General features: G+C 68.8%; 14 protein-coding genes. 5 read left to right on the top strand and 9 right to left on the bottom strand.

Annotated elements, in window-relative coordinates; translation table 11 throughout:
* Together RZE77_RS29755 and RZE77_RS29750 are read right to left on the bottom strand one after the other, a co-directional pair.
* Positions 1-975 (bottom strand): tripartite tricarboxylate transporter substrate binding protein, encoded by a 975-nt coding sequence (locus tag RZE77_RS29755; RefSeq protein WP_185738408.1) that lies wholly within the window; start codon positions 973-975, stop codon positions 1-3.
* 59 nt (positions 976-1,034) lie between these two features.
* Positions 1,035-2,729: a thiamine pyrophosphate-binding protein gene (locus RZE77_RS29750; RefSeq protein ID WP_319443294.1), complete on the bottom strand. Its 1,695-nt coding sequence runs from the start codon at positions 2,727-2,729 to the stop codon at positions 1,035-1,037.
* A 111-nt stretch (positions 2,730-2,840) separates the two neighbouring features.
* Between RZE77_RS29750 and RZE77_RS29745 the strand changes: the two genes are divergently transcribed.
* Positions 2,841-3,512: a GntR family transcriptional regulator gene (locus RZE77_RS29745; RefSeq protein ID WP_319443293.1), complete on the top strand. Its 672-nt coding sequence runs from the start codon at positions 2,841-2,843 to the stop codon at positions 3,510-3,512.
* A gap of 24 nt (positions 3,513-3,536) precedes the next feature.
* Here the strand turns inward: RZE77_RS29745 and RZE77_RS29740 are convergent, their stop codons facing one another.
* On the bottom strand, positions 3,537-4,451 hold the full coding sequence (locus tag RZE77_RS29740; RefSeq protein WP_319443292.1) for a LysR family transcriptional regulator: 915 nt from the start codon (positions 4,449-4,451) through the stop codon (positions 3,537-3,539).
* Between the two features lie 128 nt (positions 4,452-4,579).
* Here RZE77_RS29740 and RZE77_RS29735 point away from each other — a divergent pair, with 128 nt between their 5' ends.
* Genes RZE77_RS29735 through RZE77_RS29720 form a run of 4 tightly spaced genes read left to right on the top strand, consistent with a single transcriptional unit; the run spans position 4,580 to position 7,865 of the window.
* Positions 4,580-5,845: an aromatic ring-hydroxylating dioxygenase subunit alpha gene (locus RZE77_RS29735; protein WP_319443291.1), complete on the top strand. Its 1,266-nt coding sequence runs from the start codon at positions 4,580-4,582 to the stop codon at positions 5,843-5,845.
* 1 nt (position 5,846) lies between these two features.
* Complete coding sequence (locus RZE77_RS29730) at positions 5,847-6,317, top strand: aromatic-ring-hydroxylating dioxygenase subunit beta (RefSeq protein WP_062364529.1); 471 nt, start codon at positions 5,847-5,849, stop codon at positions 6,315-6,317.
* A gap of 8 nt (positions 6,318-6,325) precedes the next feature.
* Positions 6,326-6,643 (top strand): non-heme iron oxygenase ferredoxin subunit, encoded by a 318-nt coding sequence (locus tag RZE77_RS29725; RefSeq protein ID WP_319443290.1) that lies wholly within the window; start codon positions 6,326-6,328, stop codon positions 6,641-6,643.
* A 4-nt stretch (positions 6,644-6,647) separates the two neighbouring features.
* The gene (locus RZE77_RS29720) at positions 6,648-7,865 is read left to right on the top strand and encodes an NAD(P)/FAD-dependent oxidoreductase (protein ID WP_319443289.1); all 1,218 of its coding nucleotides are present in this window, start codon (positions 6,648-6,650) and stop codon (positions 7,863-7,865) included.
* A gap of 9 nt (positions 7,866-7,874) precedes the next feature.
* On the opposite strand, the gene RZE77_RS29715 is transcribed toward RZE77_RS29720, so the two are convergent.
* Genes RZE77_RS29715 through RZE77_RS29690 form a run of 6 tightly spaced genes read right to left on the bottom strand, consistent with a single transcriptional unit; the run spans position 7,875 to position 15,156 of the window.
* Positions 7,875-9,242, bottom strand: a complete 1,368-nt coding sequence (locus RZE77_RS29715) for a sigma-54-dependent transcriptional regulator (protein WP_319443288.1) — start codon at positions 9,240-9,242, stop codon at positions 7,875-7,877.
* On the bottom strand, positions 9,239-11,074 hold the full coding sequence (locus RZE77_RS29710; RefSeq protein WP_319443287.1) for a sensor histidine kinase: 1,836 nt from the start codon (positions 11,072-11,074) through the stop codon (positions 9,239-9,241). The genes RZE77_RS29715 and RZE77_RS29710 overlap by 4 nt, the downstream gene beginning before the upstream one ends.
* A 34-nt stretch (positions 11,075-11,108) precedes the next feature.
* Entirely contained in the window at positions 11,109-11,789 is a 681-nt protein-coding gene (locus tag RZE77_RS29705; RefSeq protein ID WP_319443286.1) for a DUF6781 family protein, read from the bottom strand.
* A 4-nt stretch (positions 11,790-11,793) separates the two neighbouring features.
* Positions 11,794-12,549, bottom strand: a complete 756-nt coding sequence (gene phbB, locus RZE77_RS29700; RefSeq protein ID WP_319443285.1) for an acetoacetyl-CoA reductase — start codon at positions 12,547-12,549, stop codon at positions 11,794-11,796.
* A gap of 40 nt (positions 12,550-12,589) precedes the next feature.
* Positions 12,590-13,774, bottom strand: a complete 1,185-nt coding sequence (locus tag RZE77_RS29695; protein ID WP_319443284.1) for an acetyl-CoA C-acetyltransferase — start codon at positions 13,772-13,774, stop codon at positions 12,590-12,592.
* Positions 13,775-13,821: 47 nt separating this feature from the next.
* The gene (locus RZE77_RS29690; protein ID WP_319443283.1) at positions 13,822-15,156 is read right to left on the bottom strand and encodes an NAD(P)/FAD-dependent oxidoreductase; all 1,335 of its coding nucleotides are present in this window, start codon (positions 15,154-15,156) and stop codon (positions 13,822-13,824) included.
* Between the last annotated feature and the right edge of the window lie 27 nt (positions 15,157-15,183).

The following is a 15,183-nucleotide window of genomic DNA, read 5'->3' as shown; positions in this document are numbered from 1 at the left end:
TCACTCCTCCAGCTTGAGCCGGGTTTCGCGCACGAAGGCGGCCCAGCGCTCGTACTCGGCGCGGGCATGCCTGTCGACGCCGGCGCCGTCCGTGGCCATGACCTCGAAGCCTGCCTGGGTGAGCTTGCCATGGACCTCGGGTGCTCGCAGCGCGGCGCGGAATCCCTCGGTCAGCGTGGACAGCTTGTCGGCCGGCGTGCCCGCGGGCGCGAAGATGCCGATCCATGAATAGGCCTCGAAGCCCGGGAAGCCGGACTCGGCCACCGTGGGCACGTCCGGCAGCTCGGGCAGGCGCTTCGCGCCGGTGACGGCCAGCGGCTTGATCTTGCCGGCGGCGATCTGGCCCTTGAGCGCGGCGTAGCTCAGCAGCGTGAGCTGCGAGACGTCGCCCAGCACGGCTTGCACCGCCGGTCCGCCGCCACCGTAGGGCACGTGCAGCACATAGATGCCGGCGCGGCGCTTGATGTCTTCCATGACCAGGTGGTTCATGGAGCCCACGCCGGTGGATGCGTAGCTGTAGCGCGCGGGTTCCTTGCGCGCACTGGCGATGAAGCTGCGCAGGTCCTTGGCCGGCACGGAGGCCGAAGCGCCGATCACGAGCGGAAAGCGCACCGCCAGGGTGATGCCGGCAAAGTCCTTGAAGGTGTCATAGGGCAGCCTGGCCTTGGCGATGGGATTGATCGCATGCGTGTCGAAGCTCACCAGCACCGTGTTGCCGTTGGGCGCCGACTTGGCGACGTAGTTGGTGGCCAGCTGGCTCGCCGCACCGGGCTTGTTCTCTACCACGACCGGGCGGCCCAGGCGCTTTTCGAGTTCGGGCTGCATGATGCGCGCGGCGATGTCGGTGCTGCCGCCGGGCGGAAAGGTGACGACCATGTGCAGCGGCGCGTCCGAGGACTGTGCCGCCGCGCCGCCGCACAAGCCAGCGGCGGCCGCGGCCGCCAGGACCTGGCGTCTGTTGAATCGGATCTGCATCTTCTGTTGGCCTTTCATCAATGCTGCGCGTGAAGCCTGGAGCTCGGTGAAGCGGCGGCTCAGCCCATCCACTGGCTGACCGGCACGGCCGTGTCTTGCAGCTGCTGCGAGATCACGTCCACCAGCGCCGGGCCGTCGTGCGCCAGCGCCGCCTTCAGCGCCGGCTCCAGCTCGGCCGGGTCCTCGACCCGCCAGGCCTTCACGCCGAAGGCTTCGGCCACGCGCGCGTGATCGGTGCGGTCGAAATCCACCGAGAAGTAGCGCGCGTCGTAGCCCGTCTTCTGGCTGGCCTTGATCCAGCCGAACACCGAATTGGAAAACACGATCATCTTCAGCGGCACGCCGCGCCGCACGATGGTTTCCATCTCGCCGCAGGTGAAGCCGAAGCTGCCGTCGCCCATGACCGAGACCACCATGGCGTCGGGCCGGCCGAAGGCGGCACCGACGCCGGCGGCCATGGAAAAGCCGAGCGCGCCGTGGGCGCGGTTGGTGATGAAGTGGCGGCCCGCTTGCGGCGCATCGAAATAGGCCGCGAAGTACGGGCATGGCGTGCCTGGGTCGGCCACCACCACGGCTTTGGCCGGCAACAGGCGGTTCAGCGCATCCACCACGCGCTCGGGCTTGATGGGGCGATCGGCAGAGTGCGCCAGGCTGGCGAAGAAGGCCTGCTTGCGCGCGCGGCTGCGCGCCACGACGGCTCGGCCGTCGACCGCATCGGCCGGGCGCTGCGCGCTGCGCGCATGCACCGCGTCGGCCAGCGCCGCCAAGCCCAGGCGCGCATCGCCCACCAGGGCCACGTCGGTCCGGTAGTTGGTGGCGATGGTGCCTGGGTCGATGTCCAGGTGCAGGATGGCGACCTCGCGCGCCGGCATCTTCCAGTGCTCGGTGGTGGTGGAGCCCGCGCGCGCGCCGACGAAGAGCACCAGATCGGCCTGGGCGATCACGTCGCGCGTGGCCTCCACGCCGCCGTTGGTGCCGATCACGCCGGCATTGAGCGGATGGCTGCCGGGCAGGCTGCCGCTGCCGCTGATCGTGAGGCAAACGGGCGCATTCAGCCGGGTGGCCAGCGTCTCGAGCGCGGTGTGGGCGCCGGAGATGACCACGCCTCCGCCGCACACGATGACCGGGCAGCGCGCCGCCGCCAGCATGGCCGCCGCGCGCTCGACCTCGGCGGGGTCCGGCGCGAAGCGATAGGCCGGGTAGCGGTCGTGCCCCGGCTGGGCCCAGACCTCCGCGGGATCGATGGCGTGCTTCTGCACGTCGTAGGGCAGGCAGATGTGCGTGGCGCCGGGCCGGCCCGTGACCATGGCGCGGAAGGCGCTGCGCACTGCATGCGGGATCTGGTCGACGCGGTCGACGGTGGTGTTCCACTTGGTCAGCGGCTGGTAGAGCGCCTGCTGGTCCAGTTCGGTCAACGGAAACTTGCCGCGCGCCCCTACCGACACATCGGAGGTGATGCCCAGCACCGGGATGGCCGACTCGTTGGCTTCCACCAGGCCGGGCAGCAGGTAGGTGGCACCGCCGCCGCTGGGGCCTTCGCAGATGCCGGGCCTGCCCGTCACGCGCGCGTAGGCGTCGGCCATGTAGGCCGCGCTGCGCTCGTCGCGCGTGAGCACGTGGTCGATGCCGTGGTCCAGGCGCGCCAGCGCGTCATAGAAGGGAAGGCTGGTGTCGCCGCACAATCCGAAGATGTGCTTGACGCCGTTGAGTTGCAGCATGCGCACCATCGCATCGGCGCCGTTCATGGAAGACATTCTCGATGAGCTCCTGCGGATCGTGATCAGTTAAGAATTCATTTCAGTATACTTAAAAACATGCCAAGCACAAGCACAAGCAGGCGCGGGGCATCCGCGCCCATCTCCAAAATGCGCCGCGAACGCGGCTCGGGCGTTCTCGAGGCGCTGCGCAAGATGGCGATCTCCTACCAGCTCAAGCCCGGTGAGCGCCTGAGCGAGATCGAGCTGTCGCAGCGCCTGGGTGTGAGCCGCACCCCCGTGCGCGAAGCCTTGGCGCGCCTGGTGAACGACGGCTTCCTGCTGCCTGCGTCGCGCGGCTTCGTTCGGCGGCCGCTCGATGTCCAGGAGACGCTCGACCTGTACGAGGCCCGCGTGGCCGTCGAAAGCGCCTGCCTGTCACTGGCGATCCAGCGGGCCACCGACGAGGAGATCGCCCAGGCCAAGGCCTACCTGGCCGCCAGCCAGAAGGCCGCGCCGGACACGCCGGTGGAGCAGCTGGTCGAACTCGACGAGGGATTCCACCTGCGCATCGCGGACATGGCGCGCAACCAGGAACTGCGCCGAATGCTGGGCGTGCTCAACGAACGGATCCGGTTCATCCGCTGGATCGACATGGAGAACGTGGGGCGCAACGCCACGCAGAAGGAGCACCTGCAGATCCTCAAGGCCCTGCAGGCGCGCGACGAGGCGGCGGCGCAGCAGGCGCTCAAGGCGCACATCGGGCTGCGCAAGGAGCAGATCGTGGAGGCGATTGCCAAGGGGCTGGCGAGGATCTACCTGCCACCCGAGGCCGTGCGTTGAAAGGCACCCGGCGCCGGCGCAAGCTCAACCCGGCCCGCCCTCCCCGTGAAGCCGCGCGATCAAGGCGCGCAGCCACGCCACGGCGGGGTCCCGGTGATAGCGGCCGTGCCAGAACAGGCTGATCGCAATCTCGGGCAGCCTGGCCGGATGCCGCACATAAGACAGGCCGAAGGGCTCGGCCAAGGCCTGCGCGAGCCGCTCGGGCACGGTGGCCACCAGGTCGGAGCCGTGCAGGATATGGCCGACCGCCACGTAGTGCGGCACGGTCAGCACGACCTTGCGCACGATCTTCTTGCGGCTCAGAAGCTCGTCCGCCTTGCCGTGGCCGGTTCCCTCCGAGACCACGACCACGTGATCGGCCTTTGAGAATTCGGCCAGCGAGATCTGCCGCTTGTCGAGCGCATGCCCGCGGCGGAACATGCAGACGTAGTGCTGCTTGAACAGCCGCCGCTGGAAGTAGCCGCTCTTGAGCTGCGGCAGCAGGCCGATGGCCAGCGTGACGTGGCCGGATTCCATCTCGTCCTGGAGATTGACCGCCGTGTTGCGGACAGTGCTGATCGACAGGCCCGGCGCCACGCGCGCCAGTTCCTTCATCAGCTTGGGCAGGAAATAGATCTCCCCGATGTCGGTCATGCCGATGGTGAAGGCGCGCGTCGAGGTGGCCGGATCGAAGGAGCTCCGCTGGTTGATGGCGGCATGGATCGTCTGCAGCGCGCTCGCGGTGGGTGCGGCCAGCTGCTCGGCAAAAGGCGTCGGCTCCATGCCCTTGGGCGTTCGAAGAAACAGCGGGTCGTCGGTGAGCTTGCGCAGGCGCGCCAGCGCGTTGCTCACGCCCGGCTGCGAGAGGCCGAGATTCGTCGCCGCCTTCGACACCCGCCGGTCGATCAGCAGCTGGTTGAACACCACCAGCAGGTTGAGGTCGATGTCCTTGAGCTCCACGGCGTCCCCATTCGCGAAATCTATATGAACTATTCGGCACATTCTATTGAACGATGGGCCCGGACGGCCGATCATGGGGGACCACGAGACGAGCGGCCCGGGCGACGCGGCCGCAAGGAGACAAAGAAATGGACGACACATCCGCCGTTTTTCCGCAGCAGATCCGCTGGGAAGACAAGGGCACGAGCCGCATCCCCTTCATGGCCTACACCGAGGCCGGCCAGCACCGGCGCGAGCTCGAGCGCCTCTTCTACCGGGGCCACTGGTGCTACGTGGGCCTGGAGGCCGAGATTCCGGAGGTCGGCGACTTCAAGCGCACGGTGATCGGCGAGCGCTCGGTGATCATGGTCCGCGATGCCGAGGATTCCATCAGCGTGGTGGAGAACGTGTGCGCACACCGGGGCATGCAGTTCTGCCGCGAGCGGCACGGCAACCGCAAGGCCGGCGGCTTCACCTGCCCCTATCACCAGTGGAACTATTCGCTCGGCGGCGACCTGCAGGGCGTGCCCTTTCGCCGCGGCGTGAAGCAGGACGGCAAGGTCAACGGCGGGATGCCGGCCGACTTCAAGCCGGCCGAGCACGGCCTCAACAAGCTCAAGGTTGCGACGCGCGGCGGCGTCGTGTTCGCGTCCTTCGATGCGGAGGTGGAATCGCTCGAGGACTTCATGGGCCCGGAGATCCTGGGCTACTTCGACCGGCTCTTCAACGGCCGCAAGCTCACGATCCTCGGCTACAACCGCCAGCGCATTCCCGGCAACTGGAAGCTGATGCAGGAGAACATCAAGGATCCGTACCACCCGGGCCTGCTGCACACGTGGTTCGTCACCTTCGGGCTCTGGCGCGCGGACAACAAGTCGGAGCTGAAGATGGACCGCCATCACCGGCACGCCGCGATGATCTCGACCCGCGGCGCGAGCGGCAAGGCGGACCAGGTCACCCAGGTGTCGAGCTTCAAGGAAAGCATGAAGCTCAACGACGACCGCTTCCTGGACATCGTGCCCGAGCCATGGTGGCGCGGCCCGACGGCGGTGATGATGACGCTGTTTCCGAGCGTGGTCTTCCAGCAGCAGGTCAACAGCGTCTCGACCCGGCACATCCAGCCGAGCGGCCCCGGCGCCTTCGATTTCGTCTGGACGCACTTCGGCTTCGAGGACGACGACGAGGCCATGACCTTGCGGCGGCTGCGCCAGGCCAATCTCTTCGGGCCGGCGGGCTTCGTCTCGGCCGACGATGGCGAGGTGATCGAGCTCTCGCAGAAAGGCTTCGAACAGAAGCCCTTCCACCGCACGCTCGCCGAGCTCGGCGGCCGCGAGGTCGGCGACACGGACCACATGGTCACCGAGACCCTGATCCGGGGCATGTACGAATACTGGCGCAAGGTGATGGAGGCTTGAGATGAACTTCCAGGACTACTTCGAGCTGACCCAGCTCTACGCCCGCTACGCCCAGGCCGTGAGCTCCGGCCAATGGGAACTCTGGCCGGAATTCTTCACGGAGGACTGCAGCTACCGCCTGCAGCCGCGCGAGAACCACGAACGCGGCTTTCCGCTGGCCACGCTGTCGTTCGAGAGCAAGGGCATGCTGAAGGACCGCGTCTACGGCATCCGCGAGACCCTGTTCCACGACCCCTACTACCAGCGCCACGTGGTCGGGACGCCGCTCGTGCTGAAGGCCGAGGCGGACCGCTTCGAGTGCGAGGCCAACTACGCGGTGTTCCGCACCAAGCTCTCGGAACTCTCGAGCGTGTTCAACGTGGGGCGCTACATCGATGTGGTCGTGCGCACCCCGGAGGGACTGAAGTTCGCCTCGCGCCAGGTCATCTACGACAGCGAGATGATCCCCAACTCCGTCATCTATCCCCTCTGAGGCCAGCCATGAACGATTCCCAATGGACCGAGGCCGCAGCTGTCGACGAAGTTCCGACCGACGATGTCGTCGGCATGCAGGTCGGCGGGCGCGACATTGCGCTGTACAACGTGGAGGGCCAGATCTACGCGACCGACAACGTGTGCACCCACGGCCATGCACGCCTGTGCGAGGGCTTTCTCGAAGGGCACGAGATCGAGTGCCCGCTGCACCAGGGCAAGTTCGACGTGCGCAATGGCAAGCCGACCTGCGCGCCGGTGACCGAGGCAATCCGCGCGTACCCCGTGAGGATCGACGCGGGCCGCGTGTTCCTCTCGCTCGACTGAAGCCATGGGCACCGGGACCATCGCCATCGTGGGTGCCGGCCAGGCCGGCGGCTGGGCCGCGCAGACGCTGCGCAGCGAGGGTTTCGCGGGGCGCGTGGTGCTGATCGGCGATGAGCCCCATCGTCCCTATGAGCGCCCGCCGCTGTCCAAGGCGGTGCTCTCCGGGGACGCGCACGCGGACACGACCCACCTGCTGAAACCGGAGGCCTTCGATGCGCTCGGGGTCGACTGGCGGCCGAACGTCGGCGCGACCTTCATCGACCGGGCGGCGAAGCAGCTCCACCTGACGCAGGGCGAGCATGTTCCGTACGACAAGCTGATTCTCTGCAACGGCGGCCGGGCGCGCCGCCTGAATATTCCAGGCGCCGATCTGCCCGGCGTCTTCAGCCTGCGCAGCATCGAGGATGCGGCGGCGCTCGGTGCCGCGCTGTCGGCCGGCAAGCGGCTGCTCGTCGTCGGGGGCGGCTGGATCGGGCTCGAGGTGGCCGCGACGGCCCGGAAGAAGGGCCTGGACGTAACCGTGGTCGAAGCGATGGGCCGGCTCTGCGAGCGCACCGTTCCGCCGGAGATTTCCGGCTACCTGCTGCAGCTCCATACAACGCATGGCGTGGACGTTCGGCTCGGCACCGGCATCGAGCGCCTGGCGCAGAACGCGGGGGGCGGCCTCACGGCCTCATTCACCGATGGGCGCGCGCTCGAATGCGACGCGGTCCTCGTCGGTGTCGGCTTGGTCCCCAACGACGAACTCGCGCGCGAGGCGGGCCTGGCATGCGAGGGCGGCGTGCAGGTCGATTCGCAGTGCCGCTCATCCGATCCCGACATCCTGGCCGCGGGCGACGTGGCCACATGGCACTGCGAATGGGCGGGGCGGCGGATGCGGCTCGAATCGTGGCAGAACGCCCAGGAGCAAGGCATTGCCGCCGCGCGTGCCGCGCTCGGCATCGCGGTGAACCATCAGCCGCTGCCCTGGTTCTGGTCCGACCAGTACGAGGTCAATCTGCAGATCTTCGGCATGCCCACGCCGGCGCACGATGTGGTGGTGCGCGGCGACCGGAATTCCAGCAGCTTCATGATGTTCTTCCTGGACGCCGGCAAGGTCGTTGCGGCGCTGGGCCCCAACGCCGCGCGCGACCTGCGCTTTGCGCGGCGGCTGATCGAGCGCCGCACCCGCGTGGATGCGGCGCAGCTCGCCGACCTGCAGGTGCCGCTCGCCAGGCTGTGAGGCGACGGATCACTGGGCCTTGAACTCTTCCGCCGCGATGCCGAGCTTGCGCAGCTTGTCGTGCAGCGTCTGCCGCGCGATGGCCAGCGCGGCAGCCGTGGCCGGCTGGTCGCCCTGGTGCTTGCGCAGCGCCTCGACGATCACCGCACGCTCGAAGGATTCGACCTGCTGCGGCAGCGCGCGCGGCAGCGCCGGCGAGCCCTCGCCGGTGCCGCGGGTCTGCGTCAGGCGCTCGCCGAGCAGGCCCAGCACGAAGCGGTCGGCCACGTTGCGCAGTTCGCGCACGTTGCCCGGCCACGCATAGGCCATCAGGTCGGCCAGCTGGGCGTTGGTGGGCAGCGGCGCCGCACGCTCGTAGCGGCTCGCGGCCAGCAGCGTGAAGTGCTCGAACAGCAGGGGAATGTCTTCGCGCCGCTCGCGCAGCGGCGGCAGCTCGATGAAGGCGACACCGAGCCGGTAGTACAGGTCGGCCCTGAATTTCTGGCGGTCGCTCATTTCCTTCAGGTCGTCCTTGCTTGCGGCCACCACGCGGCAGTCGAAGGGAATGGCCTTGTTGGAACCGATGCGCTCGATGCAGCGTTCCTGCAGCGCGCGCAGGAGCTTGATCTGCACCGCCACCGGCATGCTCTCGATCTCGTCGAGGAAGAGCGTGCCGCCGTTGGCATATTCGAACTTGCCCACGCGCACGCGGTTGGCGCTGGTGAAGGCGCCGGCCTCGTGGCCGAACAGCTCGCTCTCGGCCAGCGCCTCGGGCAGGCCGCCGCAATTGAGCGGAACGAAATGCTGGCGGCGGCGCTCGCTGTGGTCGTGCAGGCAGCGCGCGACCAGTTCCTTGCCGGTGCCGGTCTCGCCGTAGATCAGCACGTCGGCCGAAGTTTCGGCCAGCGTCATCACGTTGCGGCGCACCAGCTGCATCTGGGCCGAGCGGCCGATCAGCACCGACTGGATGCCGTTCCAGTTTTCCAGTGCATCGCGCAGCGCGCGCACCTGCAGCGAAAGCTGCCGGCGCTCGACGGCATGGCGCACGATGGCCACCAGCCGCTCGGAACTGAAAGGCTTCTCGATGAAGTCGTAGGCGCCCTCGCGCATGGCCTGCACCGCCATCGCGATATGGCCGTGGCCAGTGACCAGGATCACAGGCAGCTCGGCATCGATGCCGTGCAGTTCGGGCAACCATTCGGCGCCGCTCAGGCCCGGCAGGCGCACGTCGCAGACCACGATGGCCGGCACGCCGAAGCGGATGTGGCCGCGTGCGCGTTCGACGCTCGCAAAGGCTTCGACCTCGAAACCGGCCAGGGTCAGCACCTGCGTCGTGCTGATGCGGACGTCTTCGTCGTCCTCGACCAGCATCACCCGGATGACGGGGGTTTCGCTCACTTGTTGATCACTCCTGTAAGGGCGGGAATATGGATGGCGTGGACGGCGGCGGGCAGGTCGGCGACAAAGCAGGCGCCGCCTTCCGGCAGGTTGGCCGCGCGCAGCGTGCCGTCCATGGCCCGCACCAATTGTGCCGAGATCGCGAGCCCGAGCCCGAGGCCCGCGCCCGCCGGCTTGCTGGAAACGAAGGGCTCGAACAGGCGCGGCAGGATGTCGGGTGGAATGCCCGGCCCGGTGTCGCTCACGCGCAGGATCACCCGGCCCTCCTGCGGCCGCGCCTCGAGCCGCAGCCTGCGCCGGGGCGAGGCCTGCATGGCGTCGATGGCGTTGCGCATCAGGTTGACGAGCACGCTGCCCAGCGCGGCCTCTTCGGCCATCACGCTCAGGCTCGCGGGCTGCACGTCGACCTCGATGGCGACGCCGTTCTTCTTCGTGGCCTCGGCCACGATGGCCTGCGCGTCGGCCACGGCTCGCGCCACCGGCACCGCCGCGAGCGGAAGTTCGCTCTTGTGCGCGAAGGTCTTGAGCTGCGAGGTCAGGCGCGCGAGGCGGTCGACCATGCCCCGGATGCGCTGCAGGTTGCCGCGCACGTCGTCCAGGCGGTTCTTGTCGAGCAGGATGGCAGCGCTCTCCGAGAGCGTGCGCATTGCGGTGAGCGGCTGGTTCAGCTCGTGCACCACGCCGGCCGACATCTGGCCCAGCGCCGCCATCTTGCCGGCATGCACCAGCTCGCCCTGGGCGGCGCGCAGCTGTGCGGTGCGCGCCACCACGGTCGACTCGAGCGTGTCGTGCGCCGCCTGCAGCGCAGCCTGGTTGGCCAGCTTCTGCCGCACGGCGCGGCGGCGCTGCCACAGCGTGACGGCAACCAGCAGCAGCACCGCCATTGCCAGGCTCGCGGTGATGGCTGCGTTGCGCGCGCCCACGCGCACCGGCGCCAGGTCGTCGAGCGCCATCAGCTGCCACGGTGCACCGCGCAGCGAACGCGTCGATGCCAGCTGGTCGACGCCGTCGAGCGCGATCACCTTCACATCGCGCGCCAGCGTCTGCTTCAGCGCCCATTGCAGCGGCTGCAGGCCGGCCTCGCCGTAGGGGCGCGAGCGCTGCACCTCGGCCCGCTGCAGGGCGTCGAGCGGCAGCATCGGCCGGAACTTGAGCTCTTCGCGGGTGGCGAGGATCACCACGCCGCGCTGGTCGATCAGCGCCACGTCGCCCGGCAGCTTGCGCCAGGCGCGTTCGGTTTCCTCCAGGTTGACCTTCACGGCGACCACGCCGCGCGAGGGCTGGTCGCGGCGCAAGGCATACGAGAGGTAGTAGCCGGGCTTGCGGCTGGTGATGCCGACGCCATAGAAGCGGCCCTTGCCCTGCCCCAGCGCATCGATCACGTAGGGCCGGAACGACAGGTCCTGGCCGACGGTGGTGCCGGGCCGGTTCCAGTCGGAAGCCGCCAGCGAGGTGCCGGCGGCGTCCAGCACGTAGAGCATCTCCGCGCCGGCAGCAGCGTTGACGCCGTCGAGATAGCGGTTGACCGCATCGCGCAGCGACGCGTCCGAGGGCGTACCGAGCAGCCCGGGGACGATGGGCGTCATCTCCAGCAGCGCCGGCAGGTACTCGAAACGGGCCAGGTCGGCATCGAGCCCTGTTGCGAGCATGTCGAGCCGGTGGTCGGCCGCCTCGCGCAGCCGCGCGAGGCCGTTCTGCATGGCGAAGTGGTGCCCCGCAAAGGCGGCCGCGGCCACCAGCGCCAGTGCGCCGCACCAGCGCGGCAGGCCGCGCCACCGTCTCGGGCTGCGGGAAGGCAAGTCGAAGCGCCGGGCCGGCTCCCGTGGAATCATGAACCCGTTATTGCACAAGGCCGCCGCCGCCGCATCAGTGGCTGCCCGATGGCGTGCGTCCGGAAGCCGCCCCGCCCTGCTTCAGGGCTTCGGACATGCCGATCAGCACGCCGCTCGCGAGCGTCGCATAGCTGTCGAGCATCGCCTGCGTGGCGCGCAGGCTCAGCGCGCGACCATCGCGCAGGTTCTTGTGCGTGTCTTCCATGAGCTGTTCGAGCGCCGCGGTGGCGCGCGCGCCGGTGCCGGTGCCCTTGCCCTGCAGCGCCTGGAACACGCCGCTCCACGGGCCGTCCATCGGCGCCGCCTTTCTGACGCTGGCGAACAGCGTGTCTTCCATCTTCTCGATGTCGGCGAGCGCCTTCTTGAGCTGCGTCTCGCGCAGGCTCACGCCCTGGTCGACCAGCTGCTGCAGCGCGCGCTGGTTGGCCAGCACCGCCTGCTCCAGCGCACCGTCCATGCCGGCGAAGGCCTTGGCCAGCAGCGCCTGCACGTCGGGCGCGGGCAGCTTGCTGCCTTCTGCGCCGGCCGAGGCCGCCTTGGTGACCGTGCCCAGCACCTGCCGGATGTTCGCGAGCGTGAGCTCGCGGCCCTGCAGCGCCTTGAGCGTGGCCTCGTGCACGGCCTTGCGGATGGTTTCGCCCTGCCTCGCGGAGGCGTCGGTGAACTTGGTGATCAGCGCGGCCTGATCGATGCCGTTCTTGAGGATCATGGTCATGCGTTCATTGCATGTGCTGGCCGCCGTTGATGGCGATGTTGGCGCCCGTCACGAAGGCCGCCTCCTCCGAGGCCAGGTAGATGATCAGCCCCGCCACTTCCTCGGGCTTGCCCAGGCGCCCCACGGGAATGTGCGGCAGGATCTTGCTGTCGAGCACTTCCTTCGGAATGGCCGTGACCATCTTCGTGCCGATGTAGCCCGGCGAGATGGTGTTCACGGTCACGCCCTTCTTGGCCACTTCAAGCGCCAGCGCCTTGGTGAAGCCGTGCACCCCGGCCTTGGCGGCCGAGTAGTTGGTCTGCCCGAACGCGCCCTTCGAGCCGTTCACCGACGACACGTTGATGATGCGGCCCCAGCCCCGCTCCACCATGCCGTCGGCCACCTGCTTGCTCATGTTGAACAGGCTGTCGAGGTTGGTGCGCAGCACGGCGTTCCAGTTGATCTGGTCCATCTTCTTGAAGGTCATGTCGCGCGTGATGCCGGCGTTGTTGACCAGCACGTCGACCGGGCCCAGGGCTTCCCGCACCTGGCCCACCGCCCGTGCGCAGGAGTCGTAGTCGGCCACGTCGCAGGGCACGGCCAGGATCTGGTAGCCGCGCTCGGCCATCTGCGCCACCCAGTCGGCGTGCGACTTGTTGCCGGGCGAATAGGTCACCGCGAGCTTGTAGCCCGCATCGACCATCTTGGTGGAGATCGTCTCGCCCAGGCCGCCCATGCCGCCGGTGACCAGGACCACTTGTTGCTGCTTGCTCTCGCTCATCTGATTTCTCCTTGGTGCGTTGTGTGACAAAAAAACTTGTTCAAGCGCGTTCGACTGCGAGCGCCACGCCCATGCCGCCACCGATGCACAGCGAGGCCAGGCCCTTGTTGGCGCCGCGGCGGCGCATCTCGTGCAGCAGCGTCACCAGCACGCGGCAGCCCGAGGCGCCGATGGGGTGGCCGATGGCAATGGCGCCGCCGTTCACGTTGATGCGGCTGGTGTCCCAGTCCATCTCGCGGTTGACCGCGCAGGCCTGGGCCGCGAAGGCTTCGTTGATTTCCATCAGGTCGAGGTCCTGCGCCTTCCAGCCGGCCTTCCTGAGCGCGAGCTGCGAAGCGGGCACCGGGCCCATGCCCATGAGCGACGGGTCCAGGCCGGCGCTCGCGTAGGCGCGGATCACCGCCAGCGGCTGCAGGCCGAGCGCGGCGGCGCGCGAGGCCGACATCACCAGCACCGCGGCCGCGCCGTCGTTCAGGCCCGAGGCATTGCCGGCGGTGACTGAGCCCGTCTTGTCGAAGGCCGGGCGCAGGCCGGCCAGTGCGTCGGCATTGGTCTTGCGGTTCACGAACTCGTCGGCCGCGAAGACGATGGGGTCGCCCTTCTTCTGCGCGATGCTGAACGGCAGGATCTCGTCGTCGAAGCGCCCCGCATCCTGCGCGGCCGCGGCCTTCTGCTGCGAGGCGAGCGCGAGCGCGTCCTGCATCTCGCGCGTGATGCCGTACTTCTTTGCCACGTTCTCGGCCGTGGTGCCCATGTGGTACTGGTTGTAGACGTCCCACAGGCCGTCCACGATCATGGTGTCGACCAGCTTCCAGTCGCCCATGCGCTGGCCGTTGCGCGAGTTGGGCAGCACGTGCGGCGCGGCGCTCATGTTCTCCTGGCCGCCGGCCACCACGATCTCGGCGTCGCCGCACTTCACGGCCTGCGCCGCCAGCATCACGGCCTTCAGGCCCGAGCCGCAGACCTTGTTGATGGTGAGGCCCGGCACGCCGATCGGCAGCCCCGCCTTGATGACCGTCTGCCGCGCCGGGTTCTGCCCAGCGCCGGCCGCGAGCACCTGGCCCATGATCACTTCGGACACCGCATCGCCCGGTACGCCGGCTTTCTCGAGCAGCCCCTTCACCACATGCGCGCCCAGTTCCGGTGCGGCCGTGCCGGCCAGCGCGCCGCCGAACTTGCCGACTGCCGTGCGTTGCGCGGCCACGATCACGATATCGTCTGACATGAGAATCTCCTTGAGGTTGGTGCGAAAGAAGGATGGCCCTTTGCTGCTCAATGCAGCTTGACGTGGGGTTCGGTGCGCCGCGTGATGAGGCGGGCGAGCGTGTCGAGCGACACCTTGACGACGCCGTGCAGCGCCAGTTCGTGCATCTTGTAGAGCGAGATGTACATGAGCCGCGCAAACAGCCCCTCGACCATCAGGCTCCCGCCGATCAGGCCGCCCATCATGTTGCCCACGGTGCTGAACTCGCCGAGCGACACCAGCGAGCCGAAGTCGCGGTAGCGGTAGGGCTCGAGCGCCTTTGCGTCCAGGCGCCGGCGAATCTGCGCCGCGACGTGCGAGGCCTGCTGGTGCGCCGCCTGGGCGCGCGGCGGCACCAGGCCGCCCTTGCCGCCATTGGCTTCGGGCCAGTCGCAGGCCGCGCAGTCGCCGATCGCGAAGATGTCCGCATCGCGCGTGGTCTGCAGCGTGGGCAGCACCGCGAGCTGGTTGCTGCGGTTGGTCTCCAGGCCCGCGATGTCCTTCATGAAATCGGCCGCCTTCACGCCCGCGGCCCACACCACCAGCTCGGCCGGCAGCACGCGGCCGTCGGCCAGGCGCACGCCCTCGGGCAGCACCTCGGCCACCTTGGCGCCGGTGTGCACATCCACGCCCAGCTTGCGCAGCAGCGCCTCGGTGGCGGTCGACATGCGCGCGGGCAATGCGGGCAGCACGCGGTCGGCGGCTTCGATCACGCTGACCTGGATGTCTTTCTCGGCATCCACGCGGTCCAGCCCGTAGGCCACCACTTCGCGCGTGGTGCGGTGCAGCTCGGCCGCCAGCTCCACGCCCGTGGCGCCCGCGCCGATGATCGCCACGTGCAGCTGCTCGGGGCGCAGCGGCGTGGCCTGCGCATGCGCGCGGATGCAGGCGTTGACCATGCGCTGGTGAAAGCGCTGCGCATCGGCCTTCGATTCGAGCCGCAGCGCATGCTCGCGCACGCCGGGCGTGCCGAAGTCGTTGCTGAGGCTGCCGATGGCGACCACCAGCGTGTCGTAGCCGAAGGCGCGCTCGGGCGTGACCAGCCGGCCTTCGTCGTCCAGGTACGGCGCCACCTGCACTTCGCGCCGCTCGCGGTCGATGCCGGTCAGCTCGCCGAGCCGGAAGCGAAAGTGGTGCCAGTGCGCCTGCGCGAGGTAGTCGACCTCGTGCGCGCTCATGTCCATGCTGCCCGAGGCGATCTCGTGCAGCTTGGGCTTCCACACGTGGGTGCGGTGCTTGTCGATCAGCGTGACGTCCGCCCGCCCCTTCTTGCCCAGCGAATCGCCCAGTCGGGTGGCCAGCTCCAGGCCCCCGGCGCCACCGCCCACGATGACCACGCGGTGCTTCTGCACGGAGCTGTTCATGGCGGGCTGTTCCGTACGGGCATGTGG

Origin of the sequence: Variovorax sp. SPNA7 (assembly GCF_033807855.1) — a bacterium.
Taxonomy (GTDB): domain Bacteria; phylum Pseudomonadota; class Gammaproteobacteria; order Burkholderiales; family Burkholderiaceae_C; genus Variovorax; species Variovorax beijingensis.
This window is presented reverse-complemented; position numbering and strand designations above follow the sequence as displayed.

What these genes read in the sequence shown, in the direction of transcription:
- RZE77_RS29755 (WP_185738408.1), bottom strand. Translation starts at nt 975, where the DNA reads ATGCAGATCCGATTCAACAGACGCCAGGTCCTGGCGGCCGCGGCCGCC.
- RZE77_RS29750 (WP_319443294.1), bottom strand. Translation starts at nt 2,729, where the DNA reads ATGTCTTCCATGAACGGCGCCGATGCGATGGTGCGCATGCTGCAACTC.
- RZE77_RS29745 (WP_319443293.1), top strand. Translation starts at nt 2,841, where the DNA reads ATGCGCCGCGAACGCGGCTCGGGCGTTCTCGAGGCGCTGCGCAAGATG.
- RZE77_RS29735 (WP_319443291.1), top strand. Translation starts at nt 4,580, where the DNA reads ATGGACGACACATCCGCCGTTTTTCCGCAGCAGATCCGCTGGGAAGAC.
- RZE77_RS29730 (WP_062364529.1), top strand. Translation starts at nt 5,847, where the DNA reads ATGAACTTCCAGGACTACTTCGAGCTGACCCAGCTCTACGCCCGCTAC.
- RZE77_RS29725 (WP_319443290.1), top strand. Translation starts at nt 6,326, where the DNA reads ATGAACGATTCCCAATGGACCGAGGCCGCAGCTGTCGACGAAGTTCCG.
- RZE77_RS29720 (WP_319443289.1), top strand. Translation starts at nt 6,648, where the DNA reads ATGGGCACCGGGACCATCGCCATCGTGGGTGCCGGCCAGGCCGGCGGC.
- RZE77_RS29710 (WP_319443287.1), bottom strand. Translation starts at nt 11,074, where the DNA reads ATGATTCCACGGGAGCCGGCCCGGCGCTTCGACTTGCCTTCCCGCAGC.
- RZE77_RS29705 (WP_319443286.1), bottom strand. Translation starts at nt 11,789, where the DNA reads ATGACCATGATCCTCAAGAACGGCATCGATCAGGCCGCGCTGATCACC.
- phbB (WP_319443285.1), bottom strand. Translation starts at nt 12,549, where the DNA reads ATGAGCGAGAGCAAGCAGCAACAAGTGGTCCTGGTCACCGGCGGCATG.
- RZE77_RS29695 (WP_319443284.1), bottom strand. Translation starts at nt 13,774, where the DNA reads ATGTCAGACGATATCGTGATCGTGGCCGCGCAACGCACGGCAGTCGGC.
- RZE77_RS29690 (WP_319443283.1), bottom strand. Translation starts at nt 15,156, where the DNA reads ATGAACAGCTCCGTGCAGAAGCACCGCGTGGTCATCGTGGGCGGTGGC.